Source organism: Maribellus maritimus, assembly GCF_022267315.1.
GTDB lineage: Bacteria > Bacteroidota > Bacteroidia > Bacteroidales > Prolixibacteraceae > Draconibacterium > Draconibacterium maritimum.
The window spans coordinates 14067-35942 of the sequence record NZ_JAIKLE010000009.1 but is presented as its reverse complement, the minus strand read 5'-3'; the positions used below and the strand labels follow the sequence as shown (position 1 = coordinate 35942).

The 21876-nt window shown below is 36.6% G+C and carries 17 protein-coding genes; 9 read left to right on the top strand and 8 right to left on the bottom strand.

Going from position 1 to position 21876, the window contains the following annotated elements; all coding sequences use genetic code 11:
• The first annotated feature begins 2 nt into the window (after nt 1-2).
• From K5G00_RS09935 to K5G00_RS09920, 4 genes are all read left to right on the top strand, one after another.
• Nucleotides 3-305 (top strand): hypothetical protein, encoded by a 303-nt coding sequence (locus K5G00_RS09935; protein ID WP_238766010.1) that lies wholly within the window; start codon nt 3-5, stop codon nt 303-305.
• Nucleotides 306-618: 313 nt separating this feature from the next.
• On the top strand, nt 619-1965 hold the full coding sequence (locus tag K5G00_RS09930; protein ID WP_238766009.1) for an MFS transporter: 1347 nt from the start codon (nt 619-621) through the stop codon (nt 1963-1965).
• Nucleotides 1966-2007: 42 nt separating this feature from the next.
• A complete protein-coding gene (locus K5G00_RS09925) occupies nt 2008-3480 on the top strand; it encodes a DUF1080 domain-containing protein (RefSeq protein ID WP_238766008.1) in 1473 nt (490 codons plus the stop codon).
• Between the two features lie 83 nt (nt 3481-3563).
• A complete protein-coding gene (locus K5G00_RS09920; protein WP_158870742.1) occupies nt 3564-4325 on the top strand; it encodes a uracil-DNA glycosylase in 762 nt (253 codons plus the stop codon).
• Here K5G00_RS09920 and K5G00_RS09915 read toward each other — a convergent pair.
• Nucleotides 4322-5044, bottom strand: a complete 723-nt coding sequence (locus K5G00_RS09915; RefSeq protein ID WP_158870744.1) for a cytidylate kinase-like family protein — start codon at nt 5042-5044, stop codon at nt 4322-4324. The genes K5G00_RS09920 and K5G00_RS09915 overlap by 4 nt on opposite strands.
• A 292-nt stretch (nt 5045-5336) precedes the next feature.
• Here K5G00_RS09915 and K5G00_RS09910 point away from each other — a divergent pair, with 292 nt between their 5' ends.
• Entirely contained in the window at nt 5337-6722 is a 1386-nt protein-coding gene (locus K5G00_RS09910) for an aminopeptidase P family protein (protein ID WP_238766007.1), read from the top strand.
• 19 nt (nt 6723-6741) lie between these two features.
• On the opposite strand, the gene K5G00_RS09905 is transcribed toward K5G00_RS09910, so the two are convergent.
• The gene (locus tag K5G00_RS09905; protein ID WP_262921325.1) at nt 6742-7218 is read right to left on the bottom strand and encodes an arsenate reductase/protein-tyrosine-phosphatase family protein; all 477 of its coding nucleotides are present in this window, start codon (nt 7216-7218) and stop codon (nt 6742-6744) included.
• Between the two features lie 375 nt (nt 7219-7593).
• On the opposite strand from K5G00_RS09905, the gene K5G00_RS09900 reads away from it, so the two are divergent.
• Nucleotides 7594-9843 (top strand): DUF349 domain-containing protein, encoded by a 2250-nt coding sequence (locus K5G00_RS09900; RefSeq protein WP_238766006.1) that lies wholly within the window; start codon nt 7594-7596, stop codon nt 9841-9843.
• Between the two features lie 56 nt (nt 9844-9899).
• Here the strand turns inward: K5G00_RS09900 and K5G00_RS09895 are convergent, their stop codons facing one another.
• Together K5G00_RS09895 and K5G00_RS09890 are read right to left on the bottom strand one after the other, a co-directional pair.
• Nucleotides 9900-10367 (bottom strand): methionine-R-sulfoxide reductase, encoded by a 468-nt coding sequence (locus tag K5G00_RS09895; RefSeq protein ID WP_238766005.1) that lies wholly within the window; start codon nt 10365-10367, stop codon nt 9900-9902.
• 47 nt (nt 10368-10414) lie between these two features.
• Complete coding sequence (locus K5G00_RS09890; protein ID WP_238766004.1) at nt 10415-11542, bottom strand: dipeptide epimerase; 1128 nt, start codon at nt 11540-11542, stop codon at nt 10415-10417.
• A 604-nt stretch (nt 11543-12146) separates the two neighbouring features.
• On the opposite strand from K5G00_RS09890, the gene K5G00_RS09885 reads away from it, so the two are divergent.
• Both K5G00_RS09885 and K5G00_RS30025 read left to right on the top strand, forming a co-directional pair.
• A complete protein-coding gene (locus tag K5G00_RS09885) occupies nt 12147-12848 on the top strand; it encodes an RluA family pseudouridine synthase (protein WP_238766003.1) in 702 nt (233 codons plus the stop codon).
• A 192-nt stretch (nt 12849-13040) separates the two neighbouring features.
• A complete protein-coding gene (locus tag K5G00_RS30025) occupies nt 13041-15737 on the top strand; it encodes an alpha/beta hydrolase family protein (protein ID WP_238766002.1) in 2697 nt (898 codons plus the stop codon).
• A gap of 15 nt (nt 15738-15752) precedes the next feature.
• Here the strand turns inward: K5G00_RS30025 and K5G00_RS30335 are convergent, their stop codons facing one another.
• The 3 genes from K5G00_RS30335 to K5G00_RS09865 form a co-directional block, all read right to left on the bottom strand.
• Nucleotides 15753-16205 carry a cold shock domain-containing protein gene (locus K5G00_RS30335; protein WP_317235539.1) on the bottom strand — a complete coding sequence of 151 codons (453 nt, stop codon included), beginning with the start codon at nt 16203-16205 and terminating at the stop codon, nt 15753-15755.
• Between the two features lie 294 nt (nt 16206-16499).
• Nucleotides 16500-16946: a YybH family protein gene (locus K5G00_RS09870; RefSeq protein ID WP_238766001.1), complete on the bottom strand. Its 447-nt coding sequence runs from the start codon at nt 16944-16946 to the stop codon at nt 16500-16502.
• Nucleotides 16947-16952: 6 nt separating this feature from the next.
• Nucleotides 16953-17474, bottom strand: a complete 522-nt coding sequence (locus tag K5G00_RS09865) for an O-acetyl-ADP-ribose deacetylase (protein ID WP_238766000.1) — start codon at nt 17472-17474, stop codon at nt 16953-16955.
• 55 nt (nt 17475-17529) lie between these two features.
• Here K5G00_RS09865 and K5G00_RS09860 point away from each other — a divergent pair, with 55 nt between their 5' ends.
• Entirely contained in the window at nt 17530-18993 is a 1464-nt protein-coding gene (locus K5G00_RS09860; protein ID WP_238765999.1) for a hypothetical protein, read from the top strand.
• Between the two features lie 52 nt (nt 18994-19045).
• Here the strand turns inward: K5G00_RS09860 and K5G00_RS09855 are convergent, their stop codons facing one another.
• Nucleotides 19046-21859, bottom strand: coding sequence for a M16 family metallopeptidase (locus tag K5G00_RS09855; RefSeq protein WP_238765998.1), 2814 nt, complete (start codon nt 21857-21859; stop codon nt 19046-19048).
• Nucleotides 21860-21876: the final 17 nt, after the last annotated feature.

Genomic DNA, 21876 nt, shown 5'->3' with positions numbered 1-21876 from the left:
TCATGAAAATAGAACTGAGACAAACGTGGAGCAAAATTTTCAAATTCAACTGGAAATTTGGAATTCTCCTGATTTTGCTTCTTTGTGTTCCCCGGTTTATTTTGGTTTTGCAGGCTAATGTAGCCGGAGGTTACAGTTCCATCGAGATGATAATGATTTTTAGTCCTGTTGGTGAGGAACTGTTTTTCCGAGATGTAGTTCGCGGTGCCTTCGCCAAATCAGTAGGCGAAGGAAAAAGCTTTGGTGGCCGACAGCGTGGATTTTGTACTCATTCACATATCTCATTTCGGGCTGGTTTTTATTGACGAAAAGTGGAATTTCCTATTCCTTCGGGGCTCTGATTTGGGTTGTTGGTATGTTTTTCGTTAGCCGTTTATTTTTTATCTGTAAAAGAAAAGCAAACTCTGTTTGGGGAGCCGTTGTTAGCCATGCCGGGTTTAACCTCGAATGATTTTTTGTATTTTTTTATCTTTTGTAACAATCTATCGTTTCTTGAAATCAAATTTTGGCAGTCTGCTTGTCAGCTATTAAAGTTAACGCAATCTTACCTTTTGTTTAAAAAGACTTTCAAATCCTTTTTTGCGGCAAACATACTTTAGCTTTGTAAAAAATTTTGGAATGAAGTTAAAAACGCAACTTAACAATTTCCCTTTTTCGCCAAATAAAATTCCTTTCTTTTACGGTTGGATTATTTTATTCGCTTCCACAGTTGGTGTGTTAGCAAGTGCCCCCGGGCAAACAACGGGTGTATCTACATTTACTGATTATTTGATTGATGCCATTGGAATTAGCCGCACGCAGTTAAGTACTGCCTATATGGTTGGTACAATAGGTAGTTCGCTGGTATTGACCTGGGCAGGTAAAATGTACGATAAATATGGTGCACGATGGGTAGGAATGATTGTGGCAGTTGCCCTGGCCTTTATCCTCATACTTCTTAGTCAATCAGACAGAATTATTAATTTCTTTGTTTCCGATATCAATTCAGGTTTTTACATCGGATTTGCTGTTGCTGTTTTGATGATTCTGTTTTTTATGTTACGTTTTTCCGGACAGGGAGTTTTAACGATGGTTTCACGGAATATGTTGATGAAATGGTTTGTGGCCAGAAGAGGTTTTGTAAACGGAATTTCCGCTATTTTTGTGGCACTTGGATTTTCTGTTGCACCACTTACCTTCGACATGTTGATTCAGGGAACTTCCTGGAGAATGGCATGGCTGTTAATGGCGGCTTTTATCGGTATTTTCTTTGTGCTGTTTGTATTTTTATTTTTTCGCGATAACCCTGAGGATTTAGACATGATCCCCGATGGTGAAAAACATGCAAACAAAGAACACGACGTTATTATAAAACCATTTAAACAATTTACATTATCCGAAGCAAAAAAGACGATGAGTTTCTGGTTATTTTCTATTCCGCTTGCCATGTATGCGCTATATATAACCGGATTTACTTTTCACCTTGTTTCTATTTTTGAAAATGCCGGGTTAAGCCGCGAAAAAGCACTGGCGGTGTTTATACCTGTTTCAGTAATTTCTGTTGCCCTTTCATTGGGTGGCGGTTGGGTGAGCGACCGCATAAAATTAAAATACCTGTTGTACCTGATATTTATTGGAGAGATTCTGGCACTGGTTTGTCTTGCAAATTTAAACGGAGGAATATTTTATTTTGGATTTATTTTGGGTAACGGAATTGCCAGTGGTTTATACAATGTTTTGATGGCTGTAACGTGGCCACGTTTTTACGGGCGCGAAAATCTGGGTCGAATTACAGGTTTTGTGATGTCACTGATTGTTTTTGCAAGTGCCCTGGGGCCTATGCTTTTAAGCTTTTCATTTTTGAAAACCGAAAATTATTCTATCGGATTTTACGTTTTGGCATTGATAATTCTGGCAGCACTGTTTTTGGCTTATAAAGCAGATAATCCACAGGACAACTATACAAATGTGCAAGATTTTAGTTAGTTTTGGTTCGCCAACATAAAATAACCATAAGCTAAAATTATCATGAAAAAAACAACAATCTATTTTGCTTACTTTTTTTTCCTTGCAACATTATTTTCATGCCAACCTAGGTTAGAAACGGGAGAGTGGAATACCATTTTTAACGGTGAAAATTTAGACGGGTGGAAAAAGGCCGGCGAAAATCAGGAAAGTATTACAGTTGAAGACGGGATGATTAAATGCGCCGGAGAGCGTTCCCATCTTTTTTACAATGGTGACCTTAAAAACTTTGAGTTTGAAGCGGAAGTAAAAGCGATGGAACATTCGAATTCAGGAATATTTATTCATACAGAATATCAAAAAGAAGGTTGGCCGGCAAACGGGTATGAAATCCAGGTAAATAATACTTACAGAGGCTCAGAAACTAATCCCGAACGCAGAAAAACCGGAAGTATTTATAACATTAGAAATGTATACTTTTCACTGGCTGGTGATAGCGAATGGTTTACAATGCGGATTAAAGCAGTGGAAAATAAAGTCGAGATTTTTGTAAACGATATTAAAGTAAATGAATATGTCGAGCCTGAAAATCCCTGGAGATGGGAAGGTGGAGAAAGTTGCAAACTGAGTCATGGGACTTTTGCATTACAAGCTCACGATCCCGGCAGTACAACGTATTACCGCAATATTCGTGTTAAACCTCTTCCGGAAGGAGAGAAAACAGAGCCGGAAGTTGATAAAGAATGGGACACGCTTATAACAAAACTTATGAAAGCCGGATTTCCTTTTATTGATTTCCACGTACACTTAAAAGGAGGATTAACGGTGAACGAAGTAGTTGCGAACTCACAGAAACTGGGAATAAATTACGGAATCGCTCCGAACTGTGGTTTACATTTTCCGGTAACCAACGATTCTACTTTGTTCGAATACATTAATGATGTGAAAAATAGTCCTACGTTTAAAGGGATGCAGGCAGAAGGAAGAGAATGGATCACTTTATTCTCGTCAGAAGCGGTTGCAAAATTTGACTATGTTTTTACCGATGCAATGACATTTACTGACTACAAAGGACGACGTACACGTATTTGGATTCCCGAAGAAGTGTGGGTAGATGACAAACAACAATTTATGGAACAACTGGTAGGTAAGATTGAGTCTATTTTCTCTCAGGAACCCGTTGATATCTATGTTAATCCGACTGTCCTTCCTGCCGAAATAATGGACGAATATGAAGATTTATGGACTGAAGAAAGAATGAAGCGGGTGATAAAAGTTTTAGCTGACAATAATGTCGCATTGGAAATTAACGCGCGTTACAAAGTTCCGAGTGCAAAAATGATTAAAATGGCTAAAGAAGCCGGTTTGAAATTTTCATTTGGAACAAATAATACAGGACGTGATTTAGGCGAATTGGAGTATTGCCTTCAAATGATTGAAGAATGCAAACTCACTCCGAACGATATGTTTGAAATTAAACCCGACGCAAAGAAACCAATAAATGTAAAAGGTTTGCCGGATAAAATTACAGGATAAACCAAAAAGAAATTTATTAATCATATTGTTCAGCGGTTGACCAAAAGTTGGCCGCTGATTTTCCATAAAGACAAAACCAAAAAATGCAATCTGTCTTCCTTAAAAATTTGAATATCCATGATGATTGGAAATCTTTTTTGAACAAAAAGAACAAGGCAATTCTTTTAGATATTGAATCTCAGATTTCTAAGGAAAGTTATACACCTTCAAAAGAAAAAGTTCTGCGTTTCTTCGAATTGCCCCTGAGTTCTGTAAAAGTCATTGTTTTAGGTCAGGATCCTTATCCTCAGCCTGAGGTAGCAACGGGTCGTGCTTTTGAGGTCGGGACTCTGAAATCATGGAATGAACCGTTTAAAAATATTTCGTTAAAAAACATTCTACGGGCAATGTATAAGGCTTATTCAGGAAAAGTTTTAAAATACAATGAACTTAAAACGAAATTTGACAATGAATTTCCAATTCTTTCACCCGATAAACTTTTTAAACACTGGGAGAGTGAAGGTGTACTTTTATTAAACACTTCATTTACATGCGAGCCCGGAGTACCTGGAAGTCATAAAGAGATTTGGCATAACTTTACTTCAACGTTGCTGAAATTTGTGAGCGAAGAGCATACAAAAATAACATGGTTTTTGTGGGGAGTACACGCATTGGAAGCTACCCGAAACTTAAAAATAGAAAGCAAAGTTATAAGTCAGCATCCAATGATGTGCTATGATAAAACCGACAGGGATACTGATTTTTTATTTGGAAAAACCAATTGTTTTGAACAATTAAAAGATGAAATAGACTGGACGGGCTTCAACCTGGAAAATAAATTCAATGTAGAGAAAACACTTTTTTAGTAAAATTCCATTTTAGGCTGGTTCATTTTTAATAATCCTTTTTCTTTTACGGTATATTCTATAATATCGACTATTTCTTCGTCGCTAAATGACGCCCTGTTTATCAATAAATCGAAAGTATCTTCTATGTTTTGTCCCTGCAAAATTGCTTTACGAAATACAATCCTTTCTTTTTCTACACGCTGAATAAAATGGGCTGCTTCTTCACGGTTTAGTTTGTTATTTTCCATTATAACATTAATCCGGTATTCAAGCGGAGCTACAAGCCGCAGATGAAGAGCGTTTTTTATGTCATTTGCAATCAGATGGCCTGCGCGTCCAACAATTATGCAGTGTCCGTCAATTGCAAAACTTCGTACTACATCTGAAACCGTTTTGACGATTTTCTTTTCGCTCTTGAACTGTTTATCACTGAAAGCTTTCAGGATTTCATCAAAGGTATATTTATTTGTCTCTTTGAATATTTTCCGCACTCTTTCCGGTTTTAAGTTCAACTCTTTTGCGCTTTGAGAAAAAACCTCTTTGCTTAAAACCTTCCAAACTGAACACATTTTTTCTTTGTTCAAACGGTCGTTAATTAGATTGGCAAGTTTTAGCCCGTTACATCCAACCTCGCGCGAAATTGTAATTACTGGACCAGCTGTTGTAGCGGGATTTTTCATATAGGAGTCTTCTTCCTTAAGGCGTTTGTTTAAGTAAATCATTAATGAATTGCCCATGATATTTTTTGTTTGTTTTTACGGCTGAATGTTTTAATTGGTTATAACTTTTTTTGTAAAAAGGGGTAGGATTTTTGATGCAAATTCGATACCATGCACGCTGCGTGTTTTATAATACTATATTAAAGTTTTGATATTTAAAATATTATGATAATATTTTTATTGAAATGACAACTGTCATCGATAGTCACAGGGAAACCGATTAATTTTAAATTCTCGTATTTTTTACTAATTCTAGATAAAAAGGATTAGCGGAAAACAGTTTAAATTCGTAACATATAAAAAAACAAATATGTTTGAGATAGACATTTATAGAAATCGAAGAAAAGCGCTTAAAAACAAAAAATTAAAAGGAATTGCTTTACTCCCGGGAAATGTTGAATCACCAATGAATTGTCTGGACAATACCTATCATTTCCGACAGGACAGTACATTTCTTTACTTTTTCGGGCTCGATTTTCCCGGGTTGACCGGTATAATCGATTTTGATAACGGAAAAGAATATCTATTTGGAAATGATGTAGAGATTGAAGATATCATTTGGATGGGACCTCAGGTTTCACTAAATGAGAATGGCCAAAAAGTTGGCATTGAAAATACAGCACCGCTTTCTAAATTATACGATTTTATTAATCAGGCGATTAAACAGGGAAGAAAAATTCATTATACGCCTCCATACCGTGGAGAAAACAAATTGTTTCTTGAAAAATTATTGGGGATTTCGGCGTTAAGAATTGATGAGTATGCATCGGTTGAATTAATAAAAGCTATCGTTGATTTGCGTTCGATAAAAGAACAGGTAGAAATTGATGAAATTGAGAAAGCGTGTTTGACGGGTTACGAAATGCATGTTACTGCGATGAAAATGGCTCAACCCGGAATTTGGGAGCAAAAGATTACAGGAATTATCGAGGGCATAGCCAACTCGGGAGGAGGAATGGTTTCTTTTCCTGTTATTCTCACTCAAAACGGCGAAACATTACACAATCATAGTCACAACAACTACCTGGAGGAGGGAAAGTTAATGCTAACCGATGCAGGAGCCGAATCCTCCTTGCATTATGCATCAGATTTTACGCGAACAGTACCGGTTGGAGGGAAATTCACGCAGAAACAGCGTGAAATTTATGAAATCGTATTGGCTGCAAACAACAAAGCGCGGGAACTCACAAAGCCGGGAGTAACATATCTTTCTGTTCATTTGGCGGTTGCGGAAGCTATTGCATCTGGATTAAAAGAGTTGGGTTTGATGAAAGGAGATATAAAAGAGGCGGTAAAAAATGGGGCTCATGCAATGTTTTTTCCTCATGGGCTGGGACATATGATGGGACTTGATGTTCACGACATGGAAGATCTAGGACAAATTTATGTGGGCTACGATGATGAAACAAGGCCAGTTGACCAGTTTGGAACAGGATATCTGCGTTTGGGAAGAAAACTACAATCCGGTTTTATAATCACAAACGAGCCTGGCATCTATTTTATTCCGGCTTTAATTGACAAGTGGCAAAAAGAAAAAATAAATGCTGATTTTATCAATTTTGAAAAAGCGAATGAGTACCGGGATTTTGGCGGAATTAGGCTTGAAGATGACCTTCTGGTTACTAAAGAGGGGAGTCGTATTCTTGGGAAACGGGTACCTATAGAACCTGATGAGATTGAATCAATTGTTTCATAAGATAAACAAAAAAGCAGCTTTAAAAGGCTGCTTTTTTTTTCAGTATCCTGTGATAAAAATAGTCCATTTCAATTTTAATCTCATCTCTTATTTCACGGCATTTTTCCTTTAGTTCTTCCCGGTCGCGAAAACTTTTATAAGGATTGTGAAAACCAAGATGCATTTTACGTTTGAATTTTACCGGTGGTAGTTTTAACTGATCTGCTGTACCATCACCTACAGTAATCAGATAATCAAATTCGAGATCAGAAAATTTTGAATAATGTTCAGGAGCACCTTGTTTTAAATCAATTCCAATTTCAGCCATAACTTCAATGGCTACAGGGCTTACATGATTTACAGGAGCAATTCCTGCCGAATAAATCTCCAATTCTTGGAATTTATCAAAACTTTTTAGAACTGCTTCGGCCATCTGGCTTCTACACGAATTTTGATTGCTTAGAAAAAAGATTTTTATCCCATTTTGTGTTGGTTTTATAGAGAAGTTAGTTGTCAAAAAAATAGTTTAATTGAGCGATCAATATAAGGAAAAAGAAAATTATATAAAATTAGTTTTGATGTATTATGCATTGAAAATTAATGTTTTACAAATGTTATTCAACATTGTTTAAGAACATGTGTCCTCTTTCTGTAATATCACCATCATTAAAAAAATTACTGTTTGTTACTTCATCGGAAGAAAAGATTAATTCAGTTAACATTTTCAATTTAAAACAACCTTTAAGATTTTTATTAAAAAAAAATGACCAAAACCCCACAAACAGATAATAGATTTTAAACTAAAAACTTTGAGTATTAAGTGGTAAATGTCTATTTTCGTAGCTGAAACATAGTATGCACACCGTTTTATAATGGTACAAAAAGTTTGTAAATGGAACCTAAAGATCTAAAAAACTCAGAAGAGTTAAAAAATACGGAAAAAGCTGATCTGGAAAATTCTGAAAAGAATGTGTTACCTTCAGAGGAAGAAACAAATAAAAATGAGTTATCCTCTGAAGAAGAAAATGTTATGTCATCAGATACTACTGAATCCTCAAATAAAGAGATTCAGGAAGAGAAAACGGAAGAGGAGACTGATGAAAAGAACGAATTAGTTCCGCAGGATAAAAAAGCGGAGGAGTTGACTGAGGAAGAAATTTCGGAAGAGCAAGAAGAACAAGTAGCAGAAAAACAAAGTGAACCTGTTGCTGCTGCTTCACCAAAAGAAGAAAAGATTGCTCCTCAAGAGGAAGACAACAAAACAGAGGAGAAAAAAGAGGAAAAGGAAAAGGCGGAAGAAACTGTTACAAATGAAGCCGCAGAAGATGATAAATCTCCCGACAAAGATAAGACCGAATCAAAAGCAACTGCTCATCTAAAGAGCGAGGCGAAAATAAAAGAAATTAAAGAGGAAAAGCCGGATTATACAAAATATTCTCAGGTTGAATTGGTAAACGCGATGAGAGATGCTTTGGATAACAACGGGAGTCACGACGTAAAAGATGAAATTGATATTATTAAATCCACTTTCTACCGGAATTTGAAAACCGATTTAGAGGAACAAAAAAAGAAATTTCTGGAAGAAGGTGGAAATATTGAAGAATTCAGAGCAGAAAAAGATCCCTATGAGCAGGACATCAAAGATTTACTCAAACGATACCGGCAAATTCGAATTGAATTCAACAAAAAGCTTGAGGTTGAAAAAGAGGAAAATCTGAAATTAAAATATGAAGTAATTGAAGAAATAAAAGCTTTGATTAACAATGAGGAATCGATAAACAAAACATTTCAGGAATTCAGGGATTTACAGCGAAAATGGCGTGAGATTGGATTGGTACCTCAGTCGGAAATGAAAAATTTGTGGGATACTTATCATTTTCATGTTGAAAACTTCTACGATTATATCAAAATCAACAAGGAATTACGCGATCTCGATTTAAAAAAGAACCTTGAGGCTAAGATTAAACTCTGCGAAAGAGCCGAAGAATTATTAGTTGAACCATCAATAATTAAGGCATTTAATACGCTCCAGAAATACCACGAGCGTTGGCGCGAAATTGGACCGGTTCCTATTGAAAACAAAGATGATATTTGGGAACGTTTTAAAGCAGCAACATCAAAAATAAATAAGAAGCATCAGGAGTTTTTTGAAAACAGGAAGCACGAGCAGAAGAAAAACCTTGAAGCCAAAACAGCACTTTGCGAAAAGGTTGAAGAGATAAACCAATTGGAAATTTCCAGTCATAAGGAGTGGGACGAAAAATCGAAAGAGTTAATTGAACTTCAAAAAGTATGGCGAACAATTGGTTTTGCCCCACGAAAAGACAATAATAAAATTTACGAACGTTTCCGTACCGAATGTGACAAATTTTTTGATGCAAAGCGCGAATTCTATTCAAAAAATAAAGAACTTCAGCAAAATAATCTTCAGATGAAAATTGAACTCTGCAACGAGGCAGAGTCGATGAAAGATAGTACTGATTGGAAAAAAACAACCCAGGATTTTATTAATATTCAGAAAAAGTGGAAAGAAATAGGTCCTGTACCACGAAAACACTCCGACATAGTTTGGAAACGTTTCCGCGCAGCATGTGACTATTTCTTTGATAAAAAATCTGAACATTTCTCTGGTATCGATTCGGAACAGGTTGACAATCTGAAATTGAAAGACGAATTGATTCGTGAGGTGGAAGATTTTAGACCAGGAAAAGACGTTGATGAGAATCTGAAAAAATTAAAATCATTCCAGCGCAGATGGACAGAAATTGGACACGTTCCAATTAAAAAGAAAGACGATGTTCAAAATCGTTTCCGTAAGGCAATTGATGACCTGTTTGATGAATTAAACCTGGATGAAGAGAAACGTAATCTTTTAAAATTCAGAAGTAAAATGTCTTCCTTCTCTGAATCGGGAAGGGGGCAGAGTAAAATGAGAATGGAACGCGACAAGTATATGAATAAACTAAAACAACTTGAAAACGACCTCGTTTTGCTTGACAATAATATTGGGTTCTTTGCCAAATCAAAAAATGCGGAGTCGCTTATAGAAGACGTAAAAAAGAAAATTGAAAATACAAAACAAAAAATTGAGTTTTTAAAAGAAAAGATTCGGGTAATCGACGATTTGGATGCCAACGAATAAAAAATAACTAAACTAAATTTGAAACCGAAGGAGAACTGTTTTACAATTCTCCTTTTTTATTTTTCTGCCGGAATAAATTCAAGCGATACTGAATTAACGCAGTGCCGTGTATTTTTGTCGGTAAAACCTTCCCCCAAAAAAACATGCCCTAAATGGCCCCCGCAATTGTTGCAGGTAATTTCAGTCCTGCGGCCATCGGCATCAAGGGTTCTTCTCACAGCACCTTCAATTTCATCGTCAAAACTGGGCCATCCGCAACCTGAATTAAACTTACTTGTTGATTGGTACAATGCAGCACCGCAGCGTTTGCAAACGTAGGTTCCCTTCTCATAAAATTTGTCGTATTTCCCGGTAAAAGGCCGTTCAGTTCCTTTTTCAAGAATTACATATTCCTCAAAATCCGTTAATTGGTTAAACTTCATAGTATCACTTTTTTCGGTTGGCTGTTTCTGATTCTTTTTCGAAACCTGCCCGCAGGCAGAGAATCCAACGCTTAATAAAATCATCACAATTATAGTCTTCATAACACAATAATGACAATTTCACCCTCACTTTGGTTTACCCTGAAAAGTTAAGAATTGCTAATTCCGATTCCCGGCGTATCCTGAAGTGTAATTTTCCCGTTAACAATTTTAACGCCTGTATAAGGATCATTATCAATCAAAAGGTTACCATCCAGATCGGCCCAATCAACTTTGGGTGAAAGCTGTGCAGCAGCAGAGACTGCACATGAGGTTTCTGTCATACAACCAATCATCACTTTCATTTTGTGATTCCTGGCCAGATTAACCATTTTATGCGCTTCCCGCATACCGGTACATTTCATCAGTTTTATATTGATACCTGAGTAAATTCCAACGGCTTTCTTTACGTCGCAAAGTCGCTGTACCGCTTCATCGGCAATAATCGGAATCGGTGAATTTTCTGTCAGCCAGGCAATATCATCGGTTCGATCTTTTGGCATGGGCTGTTCAATAAACTCAATACCTTTTTCTTTTAGCCATACTACCATATCAAGCGCCATTTTTTTATCTTTCCACCCCTGATTAACATCCACACATAAAGGAACTTCTGAAACAGAACGTATGGTTTCTATCATTTCCTTATCGTTTTCACGCCCGAGTTTTACCTTTAATATTTTAAATTCTGCCGCCTCATTTACTTTCTCTTTTATAACATCCGATTTATCGATGCCAATCGTGTATGAAGTATTTGGAGTGTTTTCTGATGAAAAGCCCCATATTTTATACCAGGGTTGCCCCATAATTTTCCCGACTAAATCGTGCAAAGCAATATCAACTGACGCTTTTGCTGCATAGTTTCCCGGAGCTGCTTCATCAATATACTCCAGAATTTCATCCATTCTGAAAGGGTCTCTAAATTGTTCCAGATTTAAACGTGACAGAAATTCGGTGACCGTTTGTTGCGATTCGCCAAGATACGGCGGCAGTGATGCCTCTCCCAAGCCTGTGTATCCGCTACATTCCAGTTTTGTTAATATAACCGGAGTAGTTTTCCGGGAACTGTTTGCTATTGTAAAAACATGTTTTAGCTGTAAATTATATGGCTCTAAACTTAGCTTTAATCCGTGTGCCGGTAATTTTCCCTTCATGTTTGAATATGTTAACCCGGGGAATACCATTCCTCCGAAAGTAATTATTGTTGATTTCTTTATAAAATTACGTCTGTTGCAACTCATTTTACAACTGAATTAATTAATTTTTTGTCTTTTTTAGAAAGAATTCCAATACCGAGGATGATTTTTAACAAGCTGAATTCTTTCGTCTTCAAAATTAATTATTCTTAAAGCTTTAATAAATGAGTTTTTACGGTATTCGGAATAAATTTTAAAAACAGAATAAAAACCATTCTGTTCTATTAACTGGTAGCGAGAATAAGCTCGCTCCTCCCAAAGACAAAGTTATCAATGCAAATTTGTTGTTACCCAAAAGAAATACCTGGTAAAAACTATATCAGAATCAGAAAAACAATTGATTTTAGCACTACCTCACTTGTTTCTCCTTTTAAATAAGTTTTCTCTGGTTATAAACAGACTGAATATAAAAAAACAACCTTGCCGTTTATTCTGAACATTTTCAGCTTCATTTTTATTGCTATTACAGCAGTTATCAATAAACCAAAGTATTTATTATCAAATGTTATTCGGCTAGATAAACGTTCTGAAAAAGTTGACTTTACAACATATCGCGAAATGAACAAAAGATTTTACGTCAGATTCTCAATAATTCATCTATTTTTGAACGAATAATAAATAAAAGAAATAAACCACCAGTAAGTAATAAATGTCAAATAACGAATCTTTCAGCATCCCTATAATTTTTCAGGATGAGCAATTCATCGCTGTTGAAAAGCCGGTAGACCTGCCTGTACATAAAAATGATTTTATGCCGCACGATGCCCCTTATCTCACAAAATTACTAGGAGAAATTACTCAACGGTGGATTTATAATGTCCACCGCTTGGATTCTAAAACCTCGGGCGTAATTGTACTTGCTTTTTCGTCGGAGATAGCAAAAGAACTTACACTTCAGTTTGAGCGAAAGGAAGTTCAGAAAACTTACTTTGCTATTGTTCAGGGAAATCCTGGCGAGGGAAAATTTGAATCGAAGGTACTTGTAAAAAAGAAATCAAAATTTAAAAAGCCGGCTGTTACAAATTTTAAAACACTTCAAACCGTTCAGACTGGCATATCATATAAAGAAAAGGAAAATGTTCTCCTTAGTTTGGTTGAAATTCAACCTGAAACCGGACGCTGGCATCAAATTCGGCAACATTTTGCTCAAAACCATTTCGATATACTTGGTGATACCCATCACGGCGATTTTACATTAAACAAAATAATAACAGAAAAGACAGGAGTAAAACGTTTATTCCTCCATGCCGGGCAATTAAAAATAAAACATCCTGTTTTAGGCAAAGAATTGTCTTTTACTTCTGATTTACCCGAAGAATTTCAACAGGTTTTGCAGCACTACCAGGCTTGATGTGCTGTATATTCAACTTTTATCAGGAATAATTGTCATTTGAATAGAGGGATTTAATTAAATCATTATTTTTGAATGAATCGGTTTATATTTAATAAGAATTATTTGCCATCTCTAATGAAGAGTAAGATATTTTTTTCGATTTTACTGTTATTCCCGGGCTTTTTATTTGCTCAGTTAACTCCTAAGAAGGTGCTTCAAATAGAAGATTTCAAAGACTGGAATGTTCTTTCAAATGGAAACATTTCATACAATGGTGACTATATTTCCTATGAAAGGGTGCCTCAGAAAGGCGACGGAGATCTAATAATATACGACGGAAATAAATCGGATACTATCCCCCGTGGTTACGCTGCAACATTTGGAGCCGAAAATGATTTTATTGTTTTTAAAATAAAGCAACCCGAGTCAGCTATTCGCCAGGCAAAGAAAGACAAGGTTAAAAAGGATAAAATGCCACAGGATAGCTTGGGTATTTATGACATAAAAAAAGAAAAGATTTATAAATTTCCTAATTTAAATTCTTATAAACTTCCTGAAGAGAATTCAAAATGGGTTGCATTTATGTCAGAAACAGTGAAAGATACAGCAGACATCGAGAAAAATGCAAACAAAAGAGAAAACTCCGGAGATGATTTAACTCTTTTCAAAATTCAAAATGGTGATACTTCTGTTTATAAAAATGTGACTGAATACCATTATTCAAAACTGGGTGATGCCATTTATTTTTCTACGCAAGCGGATGATTCTATTCATACTATCTCTGATTTTTTTGTATTTGATACTGAAAACGGAATCAGTCATAAACTTTTTTCAACAGAAGGGTGGATAAAAAGAATCGTTTCAAATGAAACAGGAGAAAAGTATGCTTTTCTTTGTTCACAGGATACTGTGAAAGAAAAAGTTTACTCTTTATATTATGGAGAAAATTTAACGCCTCCATCTAAAGTGCTGGATAAATACACGAGCGGCGTTCCAGTTGGCTGGTCGCCCAGTGAAAATGGAGATCTGTATTTTTCGCAGGATGGTTCAAAATTGTATCTGGGAGTTGCAGAAAGTCCTGTTCCGGCACCTAAAGATACTCTACTTAAAGAAGATAAACCCAACCTGGACGTCTGGAACTGGAGAGATGAAAGACTTCAGCCACAACAAAAGGTGGAAGCAGAGAAAGAAAAAAAACGGACTTTTCTGGGCGTTTATCATGTTAATTTAAACCGATATATTCAATTGGCCGATATAAAAATCAGGGAGGTTTCAACTATTCAAAAGGGAAACGGTGATGTTGGACTCGGAGTTGATGACACACCGTACATACGTGCTTCCAGTTGGACAGGTGAAAATCTGAAAGATTATTATGTTATCGACATAGAGTCAGGTATAAAAAGATTGGTTTTAAAGGGAAAAAGCTGGGTTCGCCTGTCACCCCACGGCAAATATATTTTGTGGTATGAACCTGTTGACAGCAGTTACTATTCGTTAGCGAACGATGCGAATCTTCAGGATACTATTTCTCTTACAAAAGTTTTACCGGTATCGTTTTATAACGAATGGCATGATTCTCCTTCAGATCCACCACCATATGGAATTGCAGGATGGAGCCAGGACGACAGATTTGTTTATATTTATGATCGTTACGACATTTGGAAATTGGATCCGTCCGGCGAGCGGGTTCCTGTTAATATTACAAAAGCTTTCGGACGCAGAAATAATACGCGCCTCCGCTATTTAAAACTCGATAAAGATTTGGAATATATTCCGCAAACTGAACCTGTTTTATTAAGTGCGACTGATGAGAGAACGATGTCGCGTGGTTTTTTCGGCATTCAATTCAATTCTCTAAAAGATATTGAATATGTTATAATGGATAATTATATTTTTTCTGATTTAAAAAAAGCTAAAAAGGCTGATAAAATAATTTTCAGAAAGCAGGACATCGAAACTTATCCCGATTTGTGGACAAGTAATCTTGAGTTTAAACATTCAAAAAAAGTATCGGAAGCCAACCCGCAACAAGACAAATACAACTGGGCAAATGTTGAACTGGTAAAATGGAATTCGTTTTCAGGAGAAGAATTAAAAGGCTTGCTCTACAAACCTGAAAATCTTGATCCCGGCCGAAAATATCCGATGATCGTATATTTTTATGAACGAAGCTCTGAATCGTTGAATCAACACTATCATCCTTCGCCCAGTCGTTCTGTTATTAACAAAACCTTTTATGCAAGTAACGGTTATCTTATTTTCGTTCCTGATATAACATACAAAGTAGGATATCCGGGGCAAAGTGCATTTAACTCAATTGTTAGCGGAACCCAATATTTAATTCATAAATATGATTTTATTAATAAGGATAAAATCGGCCTGCAAGGGCAAAGCTGGGGCGGTTATCAAACTGCTTATCTTGTTACGCAAACAGATATGTTTGCTGCAGCCATGGCTGGCGCACCTGTAAGTAATATGACAAGCGCTTATGGTGGAATCCGATGGCAGTCGGGGAAAAGCAGAATGTTTCAATATGAACATACACAAAGTCGGATAGGAGGAACATTGTGGGATAAACCCTTGCTTTATTTAGAAAATTCGCCATTGTTTTCTGTTCCAAAAATAAATACACCTTTGTTGATGATGCATAACGACGATGACGGAGCAGTGCCGTGGTACCAGGGAATTGAACTTTTTGTTGCTATGAGAAGGCTTAACAAACCGGCTTGGTTGTTATCTTATAATAATGAACCGCACAACTTAAAAGAAGAGAGTTGGGCAAACCGCATCGATTTAAGCAAAAGAATGTTCCAGTTTTTTAATCATTATTTAAAAGGCGAACCAATTCCTGAATGGATGGAGAAAGGTGTTCCAGCAACTGAAAAAGGCGAAAAAACGGGCTATTAACAGCCCAAAGTATTTCTATTTATTAAGTTTCACATTTACGGCAGTTGGCCCGCGTTGTCCCTTTTCAATTTCAAAGGTAACCATGTTGCCTTCTTTTATCGGTTCTGTGAGGTTGTTAATATGGACAAAAACATCTTGCCGGGTTTCTTTTTCTTTGATAAATCCATATCCTTTTGATTCGTTAAAGAAAGTAACAACTCCTTTTTTAACAGGATCTTCATCTACCATTGAACCTCCTTTGGGAACACTAACTTCTATATCTTCCAATTTAACTTCCGTTTTATCACTTTCGTCTGGCGGAGTGTCTACAATCATCCCGTTTTCGTCCACATAAGCAATCATATCATCAAGGCTCGATTTATTTTCCGTCTCTCTTCTCGCCTGTCTTTTTGCAGCTTTTTCTTTTCTTTTTTTCTCTTTTTTATTTCTTACTTCTTTTTTGTTAAATGTCTCTTGTGATCTTCCCATATAATATTTAAAATTTCAATATTCTAATTTTCCAGTCTGAAATTTTTTCCTGTTTAATCAAAACCCGAAAGATAAAATCTTTTCAAACAATCTCTTTGCGTGAAAAATGTTAGATTTTAAAAAGGGCGATAATAAACTAATAATGAGCAGGAATTAGTAAAAACGCAAATTCTCAAATCTGGCATGTCGTACAAAAGTAATATTTTATTTTGAGTTTAGCTAACTTAAAACTTGAAACACAAACCGAGTGCAGATAGACTGAGAGTCGCTTTCCAACGGATAAATCAATTAATTTTACTCACCGATTCCTTCGTTGCCAGAGTCGAGAATATATTTCCAATTTCCGTCTTTGTCTTTTTTCCAAACTGAGATATAAGTTCCTTTCTGAACGACAGAATCACTTTTAATCGTGTAGATTCCATAGGTGTAACCTAATTCTCCTGAGACTGCGACCTCGCCGTTTAGCGGTTGCCAAAAAAATTGAATATTTTCGGGACTTTCCCCGCTAAACAAATCTTTAATTGCCATCTTCCCAACAATAGGCAAGCTGTTCTCGCGTAAAAGAACGGCATCAGCGCGCGCAAATTCTACAAACGCTTTTCTAAAGCCTATCGTTTCAGCAGCTTTTGAAAATTGCCTGTCAGCCTCGAAAAGTTCTTCAACGCTGGATTTTTCGTCCTGATGACAGCTGAAAACTGCTAAAATTACAAAAAACAGTAAAGTATTTTTTATTGTTTTCACCTGTAGTTATGAATTTAAAATCTGTTCATAAATCTCAAAGTTTTCGCTATCGAATACACAAAAAATTACCTCGTTGATTGTATCCTTATTTGATAAAAATCCGGAAACCTCAAGAATAGCAATCTTTGCAGCATCTTTCTTTGGATATCCGTAAACGCCGGTGCTAATGTTTGGAAAGGCAATAGTTATCAGATTGTTTTCTTCAGCTACTTCCAAACTTCTCCGGTAACAGGAAGCAAGCTTTTCCGGTTCATTGTATTTTCCTCCGTTCCATACCGGACCAACTGTGTGGATGACAAATTTAGCCGAAAGATTATATCCTTTGGTAATTTTTGCATCACCAGTTTCACAGCCATTTAATGCCCTACATTCTTCCAAAAGTTGTTTTCCTGCTGCCCGATGAATAGCGCCATCTACACCTCCTCCACCGAGCAACGACTTATTAGCAGCATTTACAATTGCATCCGTTTGTAACTTTGTTATATCGCCTCTATGGAGTTTTATTCTCTTGTTTTGAAATTCTTTCATTTATTATCCTGATATTTTTTACATTTATGTCATAAATTTAGAAAAGCCTGATGCCATGTACAAACGAATTGTCTTATTTTTTGTTTTAGTTTTGACATTTATCTCTGCTAAAAATCAACCACTTGCGTTACATCCTAAAAATCCTCATTATTTTACTTACAAAAGTAAACCGGTTATTCTGATAACATCAGCGGAACACTACGGGGCTGTTTTAAATTCTGCTTTCGATTACGAAAAATATTTACACGAACTGAACAAAACAGGAATGAATTATACAAGAATTTTTACCGGTTCGTATGTTGAGATTCCTGGTAGTTTTGGTATTCAAAATAATACTCTTGCGCCGGAAACAGGAAAATTTCTGGCGCCGTGGAAAAGAGTGAACGAACCCGGACTTTTTGAAGCTGAAGAAAAGTTTGATTTGTCGCAGTGGAATCCTGACTACTTTACAAGACTTCGAAATTTCATTTCGTTGGCAAGCAGGTTGAATATTTTTGTTGAAGTAACCTTTTTTTGTTCTACGTATCAGGATGCAAATTGGACAAGGGATCCGTTTAATCCGGGCAATAATATAAATAATCTCCCCGGAGATTTGGGTAGAAGAGAATCCAATACTTTACAAAACGGGAAATTGATTGAATTTCAAAAAGAACTGGTAAAAAAAATTGTTACTGAGTTAAACACATTCGACAACGTTTTTTATGAAATTCAAAATGAACCCTGGGCTGATAATCCGGAGAAGGGAATGAGAACATTGCGAACATTAGACCCGGAACAGGGAGGTTGGTTTAAATGGGCTAAAAAGGCTTCCGAAGCGTCATTGGAATGGCAAAAAGAAATTTCAAGTGTAGTGGTTGAGACGGAATCCGAGCTACCAAAAAAACATTTAATTGCACAGAATTACACAAACTTCAAACATTCTCTTGCGCAGGTTGATGCGAAGGTGTCTATCCTTAACTTCCACTATGTTTGGCCCGAAGCTGTTTGGTTAAATTACGGATGGCACCGGCCTGTAAGTTTTGACGAATCGGGGTTTGCAGGTAGTTCTGATACAGCTTATTTACGGCAAGCCTGGCAGTTTATTTTAGCAGGGGGAGCAGTTTTTAATAATCTTGACTATTCATTTTTTGTAGGAAAGGAGGATGGCACCGGACAAAATATTGCACCTGGGGGAGGCGGCGCCAATTTGCGGAGCCAGTTAAAGATTTTGAAAAATTTTATAGAATCGTTCAATTTTGTTAAAATGGCACCTGATTTTACGACGGTATACCATTCTCCCGGCGCAGAAAGTCAATGTATATCAGAACAGGGGAAACAATATGCTGTAGTTTTCACCGGCGACGAGCTGGAAAAAATAAAATTAAACCTCCCGAAAGGAAATTATAATTACCAGCTTATTTCTCCGCTAAATGGAAAAACGTTTAAAAAAGGATTTTTCAAACAAGATAAAAACGAAAAAAGAGAATTATCAATTCCTCCTTTTAAAGAAATGATTGCTCTGCGTATTGTGGCTAATTGATAAAAAAGCCCGGAAATACCGGGCCATTATTATTGATTTTTACTCTATTTTTCTACAATTCAACCAAAACCGGATCGCCTAACCCTATATTTTTCAAAGCATCAAGTTGAGTTTCAGCGTCTCCAACAACCACATAATACATGTGTTCAGGTTGTATAAGTTTTTGCGCCAATTGTTGATGTCCATCAACTGTTAGCGAATTGATAAATTCTTCCTCTTGTTTTACGTAATCAAAAGGCAAATTGTAATTACTTATTTCTGTTAACATATTATGAAGTGCTCCCAATGTTTCAAAACCACGAGCATTGGATTTTATGAGCGCACTTTTTGTAAACTGGAGGTCTTCAGACGGTATTCCATTTCTGTATTTTTCTATTTCTTCTTTAAAAATCCGAACCGATTCTTCAGTGGCTGATGAACGCACACTTGCAGCAGCGACAAAATAACCATAATTCTTTCCCCCCTGAAAATAAGTGCGTGCACCATAAGTGAAGCCTTTTTCCTCACGCAGGATCATATTTACGATTCCGTTAAAACTTCCTCCCAATTTATAATTCATTACCGTTGCAGGCTGAAAATCGATAGATGTATGTGTAATTGACGGGTGCCCAATGTTAATCACAGACTGTTTTGCGCCCGGAACATCAACAAAATAAATCTTCGATTTTCCCGGAAGTTTGGGTTGCTCAAGTTCTGGAATTTCAACATTAAAAGGCTTCCAGTTTGTTGAAAGACTCTGCAATCCTTCTTTTACGCGGTCCCGGCTAATTTTGCCAACAACATGCATTCGCGCAACCGATGGTGAAAATGTGCGTTTGTAAAATTCTTTCAGATCTTCCATTGTAATTGACTCCAAAGTTTCTGCAGTTCCTTCTGACGGAACGGAGAGAATATTATCGTCGCCAAATACAAGCTTGTTAAAAGTAACATAGGAAAGATAATCGGGATTGGCTTCGTTTCTTTTTACATTATTAATCATTCTTGATTTTACAAGTTCAAATTGCTCTTCATCCCATCGTGGTTTCAGCAAAATTTCTTCCACCAAAGCGAGTGTTTTTTCAAAATTCCGGGTTAAGCTATTTACATATACCTGCATTCCTTCGGTTCCGGCGTATACATTTACTCTGGCACCAAGCAAATCTATTTCTTCCTCCAATTCTTCTGGTGTTTTATTTTCCGTTCCCTCCATTAGCATGCTGGCAAGAAAACTGGCAACTCCTGCCTTTTCTTTTGGTTCCAGTATATGCCCACCATCCATCGAAATAGAATACTGAACAAGAGGCAATTCATTATATTCAATTCCGTAAATTTTTATTCCATTAGTAATTTCGTCTGTCCATACTTCCGGAGTTTTCAGCTCAGGTTGAGGACCTTTTTCCGGTTCAACTGTGCGATCGAATTTGGTAACCGTTTTTTTGATTTTTTCTTCTTCCGTAATTGTAGACTGGTCCACTTCCGTAGCCTCCAGAATATTTTCTTCTACAATGCCTGCATCCAAAGAGTTTGAGGCCACTAACTCAACCTGTCCTTTGGGTACAAAGCTGGTTGAAACAAAAGGTTTGTCTTTTATGTATTTTTCATAGACATTTAATATGTCATCAATTGTAACCGCTTTGATATTTGCAATATCTTGTTCGATAAACCCCGGAGAACCGGCATATTCATTGTAACTGGCCAACTGGAATGATTTCATCAATACTGAACTAATGTTATTATAGAAACTTGTTTCCAAGCCTGCTTTTTGTTTTTCTAAATCGCGTTCAGTAATTCCTTCTTCTTCAAATAGTTTAAATGACTCAAAAACAGCATCTTCAACATCCGCTAAACTGGTATTTACATTCGCATTTACCGAAACTGTAAATTGCCCCGCCAATTCTCGTGAACTGTTATAAACACCTGCTCTCGGAGCAAGTTTCTTTTCTTTTACGATTACCCTGTAGAAAGGTGATTTTTTGTCGCCGGCTAATATTTGCCCAAGGAATTGCAACGCATACGAATCTTTAGTATACTCATCAACAGTTGGCCAAACCATGGTTAGCTGCGGAGTTTTTGCAAAATTATCTTCATGATATAGTTTTTTTGTTTCCTTTAAAGTAACAGGCATCGGTTCCATGTCTACAACTTTTTCGCCTGCCGGAATCTCACCAAAATATTTTTCAATAAGCGGTTTTACATCATTTATTTCAAAATCACCGGCCAAAGCAAGTGTCGTATTATTTGGCACATAATATTTTGAGTGAAATTCTTTTACATCCTCAACCGTTGCATTAAACAAATCCTCCATTTCTCCAATTACAGTCCAATTATACGGGTGTGATTCCGGATACAGATTTTTGCCAATCAACAGATTATTAAATCCGTATGGGCGGTTGTCATAAGATTGTCTTTTTTCATTTTGAACTACGTTCTGTTGGTTCGCAAAAGCCGATTTTGTAACCGTATTTTCGAGGTATCCCATTCGGTCTGACTCTAACCAAAGTGCCATTTCAAGTGCATTCTTAGGAACAACCTCGTAGTAAATTGTACCGTCGTAGTTTGTTCCTCCGTTCAGAGTTCCTCCGGCTCCCTGAATCTTTTTAAAAAACTCATCCTGTCCTACATTTTCCGACTGTTGAAACATCATATGCTCAAACAAATGCGCAAATCCTGTTTTCCCGGGAACTTCGCGATTGGAGCCGACATGATACTGAATAGCAACAGCAACAATAGGATCTGATTTATCCTGATGCAGAACTACATTGAGCCCGTTTGCAAGCTCATACTGCTCATAAGAAATCGTTAGCTTTTCGTCTGATTTTTCGGTTGTCGTACAAGAAAACAGACCGATTAATAAAGAAATTGCAAAAAAGATACTGATTTTTTTCATAACTGGTGATAAGTTGA

What these genes read in the sequence shown, in the direction of transcription:
- K5G00_RS09895 (WP_238766005.1), bottom strand. Translation starts at nt 10,367, where the DNA reads ATGAAGACTATAATTGTGATGATTTTATTAAGCGTTGGATTCTCTGCC.
- K5G00_RS09910 (WP_238766007.1), top strand. Translation starts at nt 5,337, where the DNA reads ATGTTTGAGATAGACATTTATAGAAATCGAAGAAAAGCGCTTAAAAAC.
- K5G00_RS09900 (WP_238766006.1), top strand. Translation starts at nt 7,594, where the DNA reads ATGGAACCTAAAGATCTAAAAAACTCAGAAGAGTTAAAAAATACGGAA.
- K5G00_RS09865 (WP_238766000.1), bottom strand. Translation starts at nt 17,474, where the DNA reads ATGAAAGAATTTCAAAACAAGAGAATAAAACTCCATAGAGGCGATATA.
- K5G00_RS09885 (WP_238766003.1), top strand. Translation starts at nt 12,147, where the DNA reads ATGTCAAATAACGAATCTTTCAGCATCCCTATAATTTTTCAGGATGAG.
- K5G00_RS09920 (WP_158870742.1), top strand. Translation starts at nt 3,564, where the DNA reads ATGCAATCTGTCTTCCTTAAAAATTTGAATATCCATGATGATTGGAAA.
- K5G00_RS30335 (WP_317235539.1), bottom strand. Translation starts at nt 16,205, where the DNA reads ATGGGAAGATCACAAGAGACATTTAACAAAAAAGAAGTAAGAAATAAA.
- K5G00_RS09935 (WP_238766010.1), top strand. Translation starts at nt 3, where the DNA reads ATGAAAATAGAACTGAGACAAACGTGGAGCAAAATTTTCAAATTCAAC.
- K5G00_RS09860 (WP_238765999.1), top strand. Translation starts at nt 17,530, where the DNA reads ATGTACAAACGAATTGTCTTATTTTTTGTTTTAGTTTTGACATTTATC.
- K5G00_RS09925 (WP_238766008.1), top strand. Translation starts at nt 2,008, where the DNA reads ATGAAAAAAACAACAATCTATTTTGCTTACTTTTTTTTCCTTGCAACA.
- K5G00_RS09930 (WP_238766009.1), top strand. Translation starts at nt 619, where the DNA reads ATGAAGTTAAAAACGCAACTTAACAATTTCCCTTTTTCGCCAAATAAA.
- K5G00_RS09890 (WP_238766004.1), bottom strand. Translation starts at nt 11,542, where the DNA reads ATGAGTTGCAACAGACGTAATTTTATAAAGAAATCAACAATAATTACT.
- K5G00_RS09915 (WP_158870744.1), bottom strand. Translation starts at nt 5,044, where the DNA reads ATGGGCAATTCATTAATGATTTACTTAAACAAACGCCTTAAGGAAGAA.
- K5G00_RS09855 (WP_238765998.1), bottom strand. Translation starts at nt 21,859, where the DNA reads ATGAAAAAAATCAGTATCTTTTTTGCAATTTCTTTATTAATCGGTCTG.